Annotated in this window: 14 protein-coding genes; 6 read left to right on the plus strand and 8 right to left on the minus strand. The window is 63.8% G+C overall.

The window, feature by feature from the left end; genetic code table 11:
* Positions 1-2: 2 nt before the first annotated feature.
* The 3 genes from WCJ41_RS09710 to folK form a co-directional block, all read right to left on the minus strand.
* Positions 3-668 carry a glutathione S-transferase family protein gene (locus tag WCJ41_RS09710; protein ID WP_336905655.1) on the minus strand — a complete coding sequence of 222 codons (666 nt, stop codon included), beginning with the start codon at positions 666-668 and terminating at the stop codon, positions 3-5.
* 100 nt (positions 669-768) lie between these two features.
* Positions 769-2,205: a peptidoglycan DD-metalloendopeptidase family protein gene (locus WCJ41_RS09715; protein WP_336905656.1), complete on the minus strand. Its 1,437-nt coding sequence runs from the start codon at positions 2,203-2,205 to the stop codon at positions 769-771.
* A gap of 112 nt (positions 2,206-2,317) precedes the next feature.
* The gene (folK, locus tag WCJ41_RS09720) at positions 2,318-2,803 is read right to left on the minus strand and encodes a 2-amino-4-hydroxy-6-hydroxymethyldihydropteridine diphosphokinase (RefSeq protein WP_336905657.1); all 486 of its coding nucleotides are present in this window, start codon (positions 2,801-2,803) and stop codon (positions 2,318-2,320) included.
* Positions 2,804-2,867: 64 nt separating this feature from the next.
* Between folK and WCJ41_RS09725 the strand changes: the two genes are divergently transcribed.
* Together WCJ41_RS09725 and WCJ41_RS09730 are read left to right on the plus strand one after the other, a co-directional pair.
* Complete coding sequence (locus WCJ41_RS09725; RefSeq protein ID WP_336905658.1) at positions 2,868-3,464, plus strand: NYN domain-containing protein; 597 nt, start codon at positions 2,868-2,870, stop codon at positions 3,462-3,464.
* Positions 3,451-4,104 (plus strand): uracil-DNA glycosylase, encoded by a 654-nt coding sequence (locus WCJ41_RS09730; protein WP_336905659.1) that lies wholly within the window; start codon positions 3,451-3,453, stop codon positions 4,102-4,104. The genes WCJ41_RS09725 and WCJ41_RS09730 overlap by 14 nt, the downstream gene beginning before the upstream one ends.
* A gap of 124 nt (positions 4,105-4,228) precedes the next feature.
* On the opposite strand, the gene WCJ41_RS09735 is transcribed toward WCJ41_RS09730, so the two are convergent.
* The 3 genes from WCJ41_RS09735 to dapA are packed head-to-tail and all read right to left on the minus strand — an operon-like array spanning position 4,229 to position 6,119.
* The gene (locus tag WCJ41_RS09735; RefSeq protein WP_336905660.1) at positions 4,229-4,729 is read right to left on the minus strand and encodes a peroxiredoxin; all 501 of its coding nucleotides are present in this window, start codon (positions 4,727-4,729) and stop codon (positions 4,229-4,231) included.
* A gap of 9 nt (positions 4,730-4,738) precedes the next feature.
* On the minus strand, positions 4,739-5,236 hold the full coding sequence (gene smpB / locus WCJ41_RS09740) for an SsrA-binding protein SmpB (RefSeq protein ID WP_336905661.1): 498 nt from the start codon (positions 5,234-5,236) through the stop codon (positions 4,739-4,741).
* 1 nt (position 5,237) lies between these two features.
* On the minus strand, positions 5,238-6,119 hold the full coding sequence (gene dapA / locus WCJ41_RS09745) for a 4-hydroxy-tetrahydrodipicolinate synthase (protein WP_336905662.1): 882 nt from the start codon (positions 6,117-6,119) through the stop codon (positions 5,238-5,240).
* A 219-nt stretch (positions 6,120-6,338) separates the two neighbouring features.
* Here dapA and WCJ41_RS09750 point away from each other — a divergent pair, with 219 nt between their 5' ends.
* Together WCJ41_RS09750 and WCJ41_RS09755 are read left to right on the plus strand one after the other, a co-directional pair.
* On the plus strand, positions 6,339-8,477 hold the full coding sequence (locus tag WCJ41_RS09750; protein ID WP_336905663.1) for a lytic transglycosylase domain-containing protein: 2,139 nt from the start codon (positions 6,339-6,341) through the stop codon (positions 8,475-8,477).
* A gap of 3 nt (positions 8,478-8,480) precedes the next feature.
* Entirely contained in the window at positions 8,481-9,344 is an 864-nt protein-coding gene (locus tag WCJ41_RS09755; protein ID WP_336905664.1) for an alpha/beta hydrolase, read from the plus strand.
* A gap of 106 nt (positions 9,345-9,450) precedes the next feature.
* Here the strand turns inward: WCJ41_RS09755 and WCJ41_RS09760 are convergent, their stop codons facing one another.
* On the minus strand, positions 9,451-9,600 hold the full coding sequence (locus tag WCJ41_RS09760) for a hypothetical protein (RefSeq protein WP_336905665.1): 150 nt from the start codon (positions 9,598-9,600) through the stop codon (positions 9,451-9,453).
* A gap of 2 nt (positions 9,601-9,602) precedes the next feature.
* Positions 9,603-9,884, minus strand: coding sequence for a hypothetical protein (locus WCJ41_RS09765; RefSeq protein ID WP_336905666.1), 282 nt, complete (start codon positions 9,882-9,884; stop codon positions 9,603-9,605).
* Positions 9,885-10,218: 334 nt separating this feature from the next.
* Here WCJ41_RS09765 and WCJ41_RS09770 point away from each other — a divergent pair, with 334 nt between their 5' ends.
* On the plus strand, positions 10,219-11,688 hold the full coding sequence (locus WCJ41_RS09770) for a hypothetical protein (protein WP_336905667.1): 1,470 nt from the start codon (positions 10,219-10,221) through the stop codon (positions 11,686-11,688).
* A gap of 415 nt (positions 11,689-12,103) precedes the next feature.
* Positions 12,104-13,582 (plus strand): hypothetical protein, encoded by a 1,479-nt coding sequence (locus tag WCJ41_RS09775; protein WP_336905668.1) that lies wholly within the window; start codon positions 12,104-12,106, stop codon positions 13,580-13,582.
* Positions 13,583-13,619: the final 37 nt, after the last annotated feature.

Here is a 13,619-nt window from a genome sequence, read left to right on the forward strand (position 1 = left end):
GACTAAGCCGTCTCCTTCTCGATCCTCTTCCAGTCCGCGAGGTCCTTTGCACGCGGCACTGCCATCACGGCGCGGCGGAAGGCTTCGCGTTGCTGCACGGCTTCGAACCATTCCATGAGGTGCGGCATCGGTGGCCTGATGCAGTCCACGCCCGTGTAGCGCCACAGCGAAGCGCCCATCACGATGTCGCCGAAGCTGAAGTCCTGGCCGGCGAACCAGTCGTGGCGCGCGATCCATGCATCTGCCACGACGAGAACCTCGGCGGCCTTCTTCTCCGCCGCGGCCGCCGCCGCCACATCGCGGTGTTCCGGCAGGCTGCGCACGCGATTGACAAACAACGTGCTGACAGCGGGCGCGAAATTCACCTGCGCCCACTCCATCCACTGCTCCGCCATGGCGAGGCTTCGGTGTTCCGCGGGCCTGAGCACCCCTGCCCTGAAGCGCGCCGCGAGATAACGCACGATGGCGTTGGACTCGAACATGGTGACATCGCCATCGCGGATCACCGGCACGAGGCCCATGGGGTTCATGGCGAGGTAGTCTGCATCCTGGTTGGAGCCGAAGCTGCCGCCGACGTTCTCGCGGGTATAGGGCACGTCGAGTTCCTCGAGCGCCCAAAGCACCTTCTGCACATTGACGGAATTGCGCCGCCCCCACACGGTGATCATGGCCCTGCTCCTCGCTGATCGCCCGAGCATGCGCCAACAGCGCGCAAAAACAAGAGGCCCGGAGTTGCCTCCGGGCCTTGAGTTCGACTTGGGTGATCGATCAGTTCGCGGCAGCGGTGTTCTGCGAGAGGAACTTCATCGGGTCGAGCGCCACGGCACCCTTGCGCACTTCGAAGTGCAGCTGCGGGCTGGAGACCGAGCCCGTCTGGCCGGCCTTGGCGATCACGTCGCCGCGCTTCACCGTGTCGCCGCGCTTCACGAAGAGCTCGCTGGCGTGGGCATAGGCGGTCACATAACCATCCTCGTGGCGGATGAGCACCAGGTTGCCGTAGCCCTTCAGCTCGTTGCCCGAGTAGGCGACGACACCGTCCGCGGCGGCGCGGATCGAGGTGCCTTCCGGCACTGCGATGTTGATGCCTTCGTTCTTGAGACCATTGGCCTTGGGGCCGAAGCCCGAGATGATCTTGCCGCGCACCGGCCAGCGCATGCCGGGTGCTCCGGCAATCGGCGCGCCTTCGGCCACCTGCTGGCCACCCGTTTCGGCAGCGGGCGGCGTGGTCTTTGTGGCGGCAGCCGTGGAGCCGGGGATCGGTTCGGGAGCCGGCGCTGCGGTGTTCGCAGCCGCCTGCTGGCCCGTGCTCTCCTCACCGGTGGCGGCGGGCATGGTGTCGGCGGCAGCCGTGGTGGTCTTCGGTGCTGCGGGTTTGGCGGCGGCGACCACCGGAGCGGCCTCGCCACCAGCCGGGATCCTGACCTTCTGGCCGAGAACCAGCTGGGCATTGTGCGGCAGGCCATTGGCATCGGCGATGGCGTAGGGCGAGATGCCGAACTTGCGGCCGAGCGAGAACAGCGTGTCGCCCGTGGCCACCGTGTGCAGGTCACCCGTGCCGGAGGCGGCAACCGACGGGCCGGCCTTGAAGGGCTTGGGTGCGGCCGTCGCATTCACCGGCGCGCCGGGCTTCGGCGCGATCGGCGTGGTTGAGGGCTCCGCGAAGGACGTGTTGTCCGGCGGGACCGCGTTCTGCGAGGCAACGCGCGGTGCTGCTGCACCACCCGCACCCGGCAGGCGAAGGACCTGGCCGGTGTGCACCGAGTAAGGCGCCTGGATGCCATTGACCGCCGCGAGTTCTGCGACGGAGAGGTTGTTTGCCCGCGCAACGGAGTAAAGCGTCATGCCCGGGCCCACCGTGACGGTGTTGCCGGTGGCCGGTGCTCCGGTGGCGACCTGCGGCTGCGGTGCCGTGGGCTGGCGATACTGCGGCGCCTGATAGGACTTTGAGTAATCATAGCTCGGCGGCTGCGACGAGGCGCTCGCCAGCGGCTTCGACGCGACACCCGTATCTTCGGTGCCGACATTCGAGGCATTCACGTTCTTCGGCACACTGGCCGTATAGACCGGGTCTGCATCCGATGGGTTGGTTGCGAAACGCTCGGTATCTGCGGAGCAGGCCGTGAGCATCACGGCGGCGGCGGCGGACACCAGAAACTGCGGCTTGGTGAGAGAAGACCAAGCAGTAAAGCTAAGTTTGGACGACATGCCCCGAACTCCAGAACAAACTGACACACGCAAAAATGGCTTGGTTAGGTTAAGGGAGCGTTATCGCTGACGAAGTCTTGTTCATTTTGGAACAGAGCGGGAACGCGCAGCCTCAGAGCAAGCGGCCTTCGCCCTGCTGGTCGAGCCGCTTCAGCATCGCGGCGGCGGTGAGCTTGCTCACCGGGTGGCGCCACTGCGGCGCGATCTCGGCGATGGGTGCCAGCACGAAGATGCGCTCGGCAATGCCCGGGTGCGGCAGCAGCGGCGGCACCGACCGACGGATGAAACCGTGATAGTCGATGAGGTCGAGGTCCAGCGTGCGCGGCCCCCAGCGCAACGTGCGTTGTCGCCCTGCCAGACGCTCAATGACGTGCAGCCGCAGCAGCAGGTCTTCCGGGGGCAGCCGCGTATCGATTTCCGCAACGGCATTGATGAAATCCGGCTGGTCGGTGACCCCGAAGGGTGCGGTGACGAGAAGCTGCGAGGACTTCTTCACCTTGATGCCGCTGCCATTGAGGCGGCGCAGCGCCTCCTCCACCGCGTCTCGCGGGGTTCCCCAGGGGCCGTTGCTGTTGGAGCCGAGGGCGACCAGAATCATTTCACTTGAGCGTCGTTGGGTGGCTGTCTAAATCGATCACATACACGAGAAGGAATTTTCAGACATGCATTTTTATCAGGATGAACGCGTTGCGCTGTTCATCGACGGCTCCAACCTTTACGCCACGGCCAAGACGCTGGGCTTCGACATCGACTACAAGCGCCTGCTCGGATATTTCCGCAAGCGCTCGCGCCTGATCCGCGCCATCTATTACACTGCCCTGCTCGATGATGCCGAATACTCGCCGATCAAGCCGCTGATCGACTGGCTGGACTACAACGGCTATCGTGTCGTCACCAAGCCCGCAAAGGAATTCACCGATGCCATGGGCCGCCGCAAGGTGAAGGGCAACATGGACATCGAGCTCGCCGTCGACGTGATGCAGCTGTGCGACCAGCTGGACCACATCGTGCTGTTCTCGGGCGATGGCGACTTCCGCTCGCTTGTTGCCGCCGTGCAGGCCAAGGGCCGCCGCGTCACCGTCATCTCGACGCTGACCACGAGGCCGCCGATGATCGCCGATGACCTGCGCCGCCAGACCGACCAGTTCATCGACCTCAGCGACCTGCGTGACGAGATCGGCCGCGACCCGTCCGAGCGCCGCGAGCGCACCCCTGCAACTGCACAGCGCGAGAGCTTCGAGGACTTTGCCGACATTTGACAAACACAAGCATGAGCCGGGCCGCGACTGCCCGCTGTGCCCGCGCCTCGTTGAATACCGGCTGGCGCAGCGCAAGCTGCACCCCGACTGGTTCAACGCGCCGGTGCCGTGCTTCGGCACGGACGACGCGCGGCTGCTGATCACCGGCCTTGCACCCGGTGTGGCGGGCGCCAACCGCACAGGGCGGCCCTTTACCGGCGACTTCGCGGGGGAGCTTCTCTACGGCACGCTCGTCCACTTCGGTTTCGCCAAGGGCGTGTTCAAGGCCGACCCCAATGACGGATTGACGCTTAAGGACGCGATGATTGCCAACGCCGTGCGCTGCGTGCCGCCGCAGAACAAGCCGCTGCCCATCGAGATCAAGACCTGCAACGCATTCCTCAGTGTACGGATCGATGCGTTGCCGCAGCTGAAGGCCATCGTGGCGCTGGGCCGCATTGCGCATGACGGCGTGTTGTCGGCGCTGGGTGCGAAGAAATCGGCTCATCCCTTCTCGCATGGCGGCGAGCACCAGGTCGGCGGGGTTCGCCTTTTCGACAGCTATCATTGCTCGCGCTACAACACCAACACGCGCGTGCTGACGCCCGAGATGTTCAGGGCCGTGTTCGGGCGGGTAAGAGGGTATCTGGACTCATTGTAGGGGTCTTGCAGCAGCCCACTCACGCCATCATGCCGGGCTCGTCCCGTGCATCCTTTTCGCGGCAACAAAGAAGATCGCCGGGACAAGCCCGGCGATGATGAAACTGAAGGAGCAGCGAGAAACCCTAGACCAGCGCGGCCAGCACCTCGGCGGCATCATTCTCCGGGTCCGGAACAGGAAAGCGCACCGAGGAGATGATCCCGTCATGCAGGATGAAGGTGATGCGCTGGAGATAAAGCCCGCCGCCCGTTTCGAACATCGGCAGGCCAAGGCGCGACTGGAACAGGCGGCCGTGATCAGAGAGCAGCCTGTAGGACAGCTGGTTGCGCGCCACGAAATCCTGCTGCCACTCCGCATCGAGAAGGCTGAGGCCAAAGAGCTTCACGCCGAGCCGGCGGAACTCGCCATAGAGTTCGGAATAGGCCAGCGCCTGCGGTGTGGAGCCGTGGGCACCCTTGATGTGATCCCAGTTCGGCGGGTTGGGGTAGCCCGGGCGCCCGGTGAAGGGATAGCAGAAGATCACTGCCGGCCCCTGGATCTTCGCCGGATTGACGGGAGCGCCCGACGTCGCCTCGAGTTCGACATTCGGCATTCCGCGCCCGAGCAGGTGCTGCATGAAAACCATGGTTTTGCCTCAGCCCTTGTCGCGCATGAGGCGGGCTCGCTCACGGTCCCATGAGCGTTCCTTGATCGTCTCGCGCTTGTCGTGGAGCTTCTTGCCGCGGGCCAGCGCAATGTCGACCTTCACGCGACCACGCGGGTTGAAGAACATCTTGAGCGGAATGATGGTGAGGTGCTCCTTCAGCACGCCGGACGAGAGCTTGTTGATCTCCGACTTGTGGAGAAGAAGCTTCCTTGGCCGCTTAGGCTCATGGTTGAAGCGGTTGGCCTCGCGGTATTCCGGGATGTTCGAATTGATCAGCCACAGCTCGCCGTTCTTCATCGCGGCATAGGATTCGCCAAGGGTTGTGTGGCCGGTGCGCAAGCTCTTGACCTCGGAGCCCTTGAGCTCGATCCCCGCCTCGAAGGCCTGCAGGATCTCATAGTCATAGCGGGCGCGGCGATTGTCGGAGACAATCTTGATGCCGTCTTCCTTGCGCGACGCCTTGGCGCCGCCGCTCTTGGAGCTCATCTCAGTTCAGGAGCCCCGCATGAAGCATCGCCTCGCGCACCGCCGACTTGGTGGACTCGACGACGGGCACCATGGGCAGGCGCGCCTCGGGCGTGCACAGGCCAAGCAGGCTCGCGGCATATTTCACCGGGCCGGGGCTGGTCTCGACGAACATGGCGTGGTGCAGCGGCATCAGCCGGTCCTGAAGCGCCAGTGCCTTGGCATAGTCGCCCTTCAGCGTCGCTTCCTGGAATTCGGCACAGAGGCGGGGCGCCACATTGGCCGTCACCGAGATGCAGCCAACGCCGCCATGGGCGTTGAAGCCAAGGGCCGTGCCGTCCTCGCCCGAGAGCTGGATGAAGGCCTTGCCGGAGGCAAGGCGCTGGCGCGAGGGGCGCGTCAGGTCGGCGGAAGCATCCTTGGTGCCGATGATGTTCTTGCAGTCATGCGACAGGCGGGCCAGCGTCTCGACCGAGATGTTGGCAACCGTGCGGCCCGGCACGTTGTAGACGATGATCGGGATGTTCACCGCGTCGGCGATCGCCCTGAAATGGGCATAAAGCCCGTCCTGGGTGGGCTTGTTGTAGTAGGGCACGACCACCAGCGCGGCATCCGCACCGGCTTCCTTGGCATGCACGGTATAGTCGATGGCTTCAGCCGTCGAATTGGAGCCCGTGCCGGCGATGACGGGAACGCGACCGCGCACCTCGTCGATGCAGATCTCGATCACGCGCTTGTGTTCATCGGGGTCCAGCGTCGGGCTCTCGCCGGTGGTGCCGACGGGCACCAGGCCGTGGGAGCCCTGCTCGATCTGCCAGTTCACGAATTTCCGGAACGCCACCTCGTCAACCTTGCCATTCTGCATGGGGGTGATGAGCGCGGGAAATGAACCTCTGAACTGCACGTGAGCTTCTCCGGTAATGACTTGAAGGTAAGGACTTGGAAACCATGGCGAGACTAGTTTGGGAACCGGTTTTACCGCCAGCCCGCAAACGGCGCGGAACCATAGACGCTTGGCCGCACAGCGGCAAGCGGGGATGGTTCCACCTTTGAGGTCATGTTCTGGGCACAATTGAGCCCTAGCGGCGGTTCTCGGCGATTAAAGGATGTGATTGGATCGTTCATGCGTATCAACCGGTTCCTGCGTATCAGCCTGATTGCCCTCGCCGCCACCACGGCGATGGTCTCGCCCGGATTCGTGTCACACACCGGCATGGTGTTGGCCGCTGCCGAGCCGTCCTCGGCGGCGGTCGAGGCCGCGAGGCTGGCGATCAAGGGCGACTTCGTGGGCGCGGGTGAAGCTGCCCGGCGCTCCGGCGACCAGGCGGCGATGAAGCTCGTGGAACTGATCTTCCTGCGCGACCACCCCAATGACGCAGGCTACCAGCGCATCCTCGCCTTCCTTGACTCGGCGCCCAACTGGCCGCTGTCGGAGGCCCTGCTCAAGCGCGCCGAGCGCTCGCTCTATGTGAACAAGGAATCGCCCGAACTCATCCTGTCGCACTTCGCCAAGCGCAAGCCCGTCACCGACGAAGGCTCGCTGGCGCTGGCCCGCGCCCTGATCGCCACGGGCGACACCGCGGGTGCCAAGGCCCAGGTGCAGAAGGTGTGGGCCGACCCAGAGGCCAGTGCGGAACTCGAATCACAGGTATCGTCGGAATTCGGCAAGCTGCTGACCGTGGACGACAACAAGCGCCGCATGTGGCGCCTCGTCTATGCGCAGGAAACCAATGCGGCGATCCGCGTCGCCAAGCGCCTGCCAGCTGACTACCAGAAGGCTGCCGCCGTGGCCCAGAAGCTGGTGCGCGGCGAACGCGGTGCGGACAAGCTCTATGGCGGCCTCTCCTCCGACATGCGCAATACACTGGGCATGCGCTATGCGCTGGCCCGCTACTACCGCCTCAACGACAATTACGCCAAGGCGCGCGACGTGCTCCTCACCATTCCGGGCGACGCCGACAAGATCGGCGACGCTGAGGCCTGGTGGATCGAGCGCCGCATCGTGGCGCGCCGTTCGATCGGCCAGGATGACCCGAAGGCGACGCGCAAGGCCGCCTACAAGATCGCCGCATCACACGGCTTCGCGGAGGGCGACGAGGCGGTCGAGGGCGAGTTCCTCGCCGGCTGGATCGCGCTGCGCTACCTGAATGATCCCGAGAGCAGCCTGAAGCATTTCCAGCGCCTTGCGGCGATTGCGCCGTCGCGCACCGAAAAGGCGCGCGCCGGCTACTGGACAGGCCGCGCCTATGAGGCGCTGGGCGACAAGGGCAGCGCCAAGGCCGCCTACAAGCAGACAGCTGCCTATTCCACCATCTATTACGGCCAGCTGGCGCGCGAGAAGATCGGGCTCGGCAAGGTGCCGGAGGAAATCGAAAGCGGCGAGGCTTCATCCGCCGCGCAGGCCAAGGTCGCCAAGGACGAAGTGGTCCGCGCCTTCAAGATCATGGACGAGGCCGGAACCAAGGCCGACCTCTACATGTTCCTGTGGTCCTTCGCCAACCGCTTCGACTCGACCGACGAGATGAACGCGGTCGCATCGATCGTGTGGGATGCAGGCGGCGCCACCATGGCGGTGCGCCTGGCCAAGGCTGCCGCACAGCAGAATATCGACATCGACTCCTGGGGCTATCCGGTGCGGGCCCTTCCCGACTGGAAGCAGGTGGGCAAGCCCATCGAGAAGCCTCTGGTCTATGCACTGGCCCGCCAGGAAAGCGAATTCAACCCCAACGCCGGCAGCAAGGTGGGCGCGCAAGGCCTGATGCAGATCATGCCCGGCACGGCAAAGCTCATCGCCAAGCAGCACGGCATCAAGTACAACCCATCGCAGCTGATGAACCCGCAGCTCAACGTCACGCTGGGTGCTGCGCATATGGGCGACCTCGTGGCCGATCACGACGGCTCTTATGTGCTGACGCTGGTGTCCTACAACGCCGGCCCGCGTCGCTCGCGCGAATGGATCAAGCAATATGGCGACTTCCGCGCCGGCGAAGCGGATCCCATCGACTGGGTCGAATCCATTCCGTTCCAGGAAACCCGCCAGTATGTTCAGAAGGTCATGCAGAACCTGCACGTCTATCGTTCGCGGCTGGCGCCAAAGACCGTGCGGCCAATGACAGCGGACCTGATGCGCGGTGCGCGCACCGACAGCCTCAACGTGGCCTCCACCACGCCCGCAACCGAAGCCTCGGCTGAACCTGCGGCAGATCCGGCACAGGGCTGCTCCAAGTCCTCGATCGCCTCGCTGATCAGCGGCTGCGACTGAGGCATGGACTATGCCGAGCATTTCGTCACCGCCGCTGACGGCACGCCGCTCTATGCGCGTGACTACGCAGCGGGCCGCAATGGCCTGGTTCCGATCGTCTGCCTTCCCGGCCTGACGCGCAATTCCAAGGACTTCGAGACCATCGCGCCGCGCCTGGCGCAAACGCGCCGCGTGCTGGCCTTCGACTTCCGCGGTCGCGGCCGCTCAGGCCGCGCTGATCCCGCAACCTATCGCCCGGACCAGGAAGTGGCGGATACGCTGCACGTGCTCGACACGCTGGGGATCGAGCGCTTTGCCATCATCGGCACCTCGCGCGGCGGCATCGGCGCCATGGTGATGGCAGCGCGCGCCCTGCCGCGCATGGCGGGCGTGCTGTTCAACGATATCGGACCGAAGATCGACAAGGCGGGTTTGCTCCGCATATGGACTTATCTCGGCACGGATCCGCAATTTGCGGACTGGGACGAGGCCGTGGTGGCCCTCAAGTCATCGAACCCGGGCTTCGAAACACTGAGCGCGGCGGAATGGCTGGCCTTCGCGCGCCGCGTCTACCGCGAGGTGAACGGCGTCCCTCGGGCTGACTATGACCCTGCCCTGGCGCAGAACTTTCCCGGTGTGGCGGAAATCGAGGCGGGCAAGGTGCCTGAACTCTGGGCGCTGCTCGACATGATGGCGGACGTGCCCTCGCTGGTGCTGCGCGGCATTCATTCCGACCTGCTGAGCGCGGAGATCGTCGCCGACATGCATGCGCATCACCGTCGGCTTGCATCCGTCACGGTCATGCAGCGCGGTCATGTGCCCTTCCTCGACGAGCCGGAAAGCCTCGCCGCCATCACCGAGTGGTTGAAAGTGGTCGACGCCGCCTAGGCACCGGCTCTCTTTTTGTCGAGCAGGCGGCGCGCCAGAGCGCCAAGCGGACATCCGATGAAGAACAGCGCCGACATCCACAGGGCGATTTCGACATAATAGTGGATCATGCGCCAGCCTCCGGCGGGGCTTCGGTGGTGCCCTCCCCAGCGGTGCGCCAACCGACCCAAACACCAAGACCCAGCGCCACCAGCATCCAGAACCAGTGGAAACGCAGCACAAACAGCGTGCCGGTGAAATTCAGCGGATCGTCCATGCTCAGCCCTCCGTGCCCACGTGCATGTTGACGCGGCGCACACCAAACGTGGCCGCCGCAGCCGCCCGCGCGGCCTCCACCGCCGCCCGGTTGGGTGCAATGCCCCTGATCTCGACGTCGCGGCCCATGGCGATGGGCTTGGCCCACTCCTGACCCGCGACGGCAAGCGCTGCGGTCACCTGCGTCTGGACGGTTGTCTTGACGCCTCGCCCTTCGACCGCCTTGGCCGCCAGGAACGGCAGAATGACCAGCGGCAAATGCGCCAGCCAACGAAGGGGCTTCATATATGAGCGAGACTGAACCATTTCCGGACGACTCTGCAACTCTTGCGGTGAGTCGGGCAACCCGCTTGTGACGTCGACATTCCGCGTCTCGACTGCAATCCATTTCATTGAATCGGCCTTCTATGCAAATGATTTCATTGGGTCTTCTTGGACCCAAACTGTGGCAAAGCGGTAACAGAGGTCGAAATTAACGGCAGTCTTCTCTCGCAGACATTGACCTTTATCCGGATAGCGCAGACAACTGGTGCGTGCTCGACCAGATCGTGCATTTACCTCCGGATCCGGTTGCAGGGGATGGGGGATGTCTCAAACTCCAAGACTTGGGAGATCAAGAATGAAGACTTTGAAGATGGCGCTTATGGCTGGTGCGGCGGTTGCTGTGTCCGCCGCCGTCGCCCACGCCGACGAACTCAGCGACATGAAGGCTCAGATCGAAGCCCTCAACGCGCGCGTTGCCTCCATGGAAACCGCTCCGTCGGTTCCGTCGGGCTACCAGCTTCTGGCCGTGTCGAAGGGCGAAGCCCTTCAGGTGCCGGGCATGCTCGGCTCCGACCGTGACCGCGTCACGAACGACCGCGCCACCATCATCTCCGTCATGCCGACGGCTGATGCTCCGGCCGGCGCCACGATCTCGTGGTCGGGCTACGTCCGCGCTGCCGTGATCTACTCGGGTGAGGACCAGAGTGGCGAACTCAAGCAATATGACGCCAATGGTGATGTGCAGAAGACCAAGTTCTCCTACACCAACGACGACGACTGGGACGTGAAGGCCCGCGGCCAGCTCAAGGTCGTGGCCAACACCGACACCGCCGTGGGTGAAGTGGGCGTCTTACTGAAGATGCGCGCCGACTTCAACGGCAACGGCACCGGCAACGTCTACATGAAGGAGGCCTGGGGCTACTGGGCGATGACCCCGGAACTGACCTTCGGCGGCGGTTACTCGGGCTCGCTGGGCAACATCGGCTACGGCTATGATGGCGCCTGCACCTGCTACTACACCGACAACGCTGACGTCGGCTTCGATCCGGGTGACACCACCCAGCTCCGTCTGTCCTACGAATCCGGTCCCTTCTCCATGGCTGTCGCCCTGGAAGACTCGGGCCTGAACAACCGCTACGGCAACGACAACAAGTACGTCAACGGCCAGAACATGGGCGTTGCGGGCGAGATCAAGTACTCGGGCGACGCCTTCTCGGGCGAAATCTCGGGTGTGTATCGCACGGTCAACAGCGACGACTACTCCTTCGGTGGAGCGGGTGTGAACGTTGTCTCAAAGACGCCCTTTGCATACGACGCCGGCATCGACTCGCTCTGGCAGGTCGGCGCTGGCGTGGGCTTCTCCCTCGGCGACATCGCGAGCCTCTCGCTCGCTGCCGCCATGGGGTCGGGTCCTTTCGAGGAAGTCAGCAGCTCGGGCGACATCGTCTCGTCCTACCCGGTCCAGAACGACTGGTGGGGCGTGTCGGCCCTGGCTTCGGCCAACCTGTCCGACACATTCCACGCTGAAGCTGGCGTGGGCTACAAGAACCGCGAGGGCGACAGCCACGACGGCGTGAATTGGGAAGACACCGGTCCGGTCTGGAAGTACTCCGGCTTCGAATACGACACGTGGGCTGTACTCGGCGGCATCTACTACGACCCTGTCGACCAGCTGACCATCGGTCTCGAAGGCGAGTGGTACACCACCGACGCCAGCATCAGCCGCAAGGGTGTCGATGGCGAAGCCACGGACGGCCAGACGGACAAGTTCGACTACTCGACCAACAACTGGACCGTCGACCTCGTCTCGGTCTGGCGCTTCTAAGCAAAACAAGGTCTTACGACCGGGGGGAGACGGCCTGCTTCGGCGGGCCGTCTTCATTTTTATGGGAGATTATCGGAGAATCGCCTGGTTCGGCGAATTCGGGCAGCCTGCCCCATGCGTGGCAGGATGGCGGACAACTCTGGCACCCTTTCTGCTTCCCATCACCGGTGATTTCATTTACGATCTGTTAACTTATTGATCTCGTTCTCCGAATTTGCCTCGCCCTGGCTGCCGCCACCTGTGGTAATTGTGTTACAGGAGGCAAAATTCCAATCGATTGCAGTGGGTCTTCGTTGACCTTTGGGGGTTTCGGGGCGACAAGAACACCGTGCCGGATGAATTCGCGCATGGCCTTCCGAAACCGTTTGCAGGGGATGGGGGGCTCCTCAACTCCAAGAGACTTGGGAGAACAAGAATGAAGACTATGAAGATGGCTCTGATGGCTGGTGCGGCTGTTGCCGTTTCCGCCGCCGTCGCCCACGCCGATGATCTGAGCGACATGAAGGCTCAGATCGAAGCCCTCAACGCGCGCGTTGCCTCCATGGAAACCGCTCCGTCGGTTCCGTCGGGCTACCAGCTTCTGGCCGTGTCGAAGGGCGAAGCCCTTCAGGTGCCGGGCATGCTCGGCTCCGACCGTGACCGCGTCACGAACGACCGCGCCACCATCATCTCCGTCATGCCGACGGCTGATGCTCCGGCCGGCGCCACGATCTCGTGGTCGGGCTACGTCCGCGCTGCCGTGATCTATAACGGTGCCTCGGGCGATGCGACCCTGACGCGCTACTACACCAACGACCTTGGCGCCAAGGTCAAGTACGGCGAATTCAAGCTCTCCGCCCAAAGCGATGACGATTGGGACGTGAAGGCCCGCGGCCAGCTCCGCGTTGTCGCCACGACCGACACCGCCGTCGGCGAAGTCGGCGTCGAACTGAAGATACGCGCCGACTTCAACGGCAACGGCAACGGCGACGCCTACATGCAGACGGCCTGGGGCTACTGGGCGATGACCCCGGAACTGACCTTCGGCGGCGGTTATGCTGGCTCGCTGGGCAACATCGGCTACGGCTATGATGGCGCCTGCACCTGCTACTACACCGACAACGCTGACGTCGGCTTCGATCCGGGTGACACCACCCAGCTCCGTCTGTCCTACGAATCCGGTCCCTTCTCCATGGCTGTCGCCCTGGAAGACTCGGGCCTGAACAACCGCTACGGCAACGACAACAAGTACGTCAACGGCCAGAACATGGGCGTTGCGGGCGAGATCAAGTACTCGGGCGACGCCTTCTCGGGCGAAATCTCGGGTGTGTATCGCACGGTCAACAGCGACGACTACAGCTTCTCTGGTCCGTCCTTCGCCACCGGCGTGTCGAACGTCTACAACTCAGACATCAACTCGCTCTGGCAGGTCGGCGCTGGCGTGGGCTTCAACATGGGCGACATCGCGAGCCTCTCGCTCGCTGCCGCTTTGGGTTCGGGCCCCTTCACCAACGTCAACAGCTCGGGCGATATCACCGGCTCCTACCCGGTCCAGAACGACTGGTGGGGCGTGAGCGGTTTGGCCTCTGCCAACCTGTCTGACTCGGTCCACGCTGAAGTCGGCGTCGGTTACAAGCATCGCGAAAGCGACAGCTTCACCGGCCTGGCCGATGCCGATGGCAACGACTGGGACTACTCGGGCTTCGACTGGAACCAGTTCGCAGTGCTCGGCGGTGTGTACTACACCCCCGTCGACCAGCTGACGATCGGTCTGGAAGGCGAGTGGTACACCACCGACACCAGCATCAACCGCCGTCAGTTCGACGAAACGGGTGAAGCAACCGGCCTGAAGGACGACCTCAACGTCACGCAGGACAACTGGACCGTCGACCTCGTCTCGGTCTGGCGCTTCTAAGCCTTATCCCTGCAAACGATATAGAGAGACGGCCCGC

The organism is Aestuariivirga sp. (assembly GCF_037139295.1).
Taxonomy (GTDB): Bacteria; Pseudomonadota; Alphaproteobacteria; order Rhizobiales; family Aestuariivirgaceae; genus Aestuariivirga.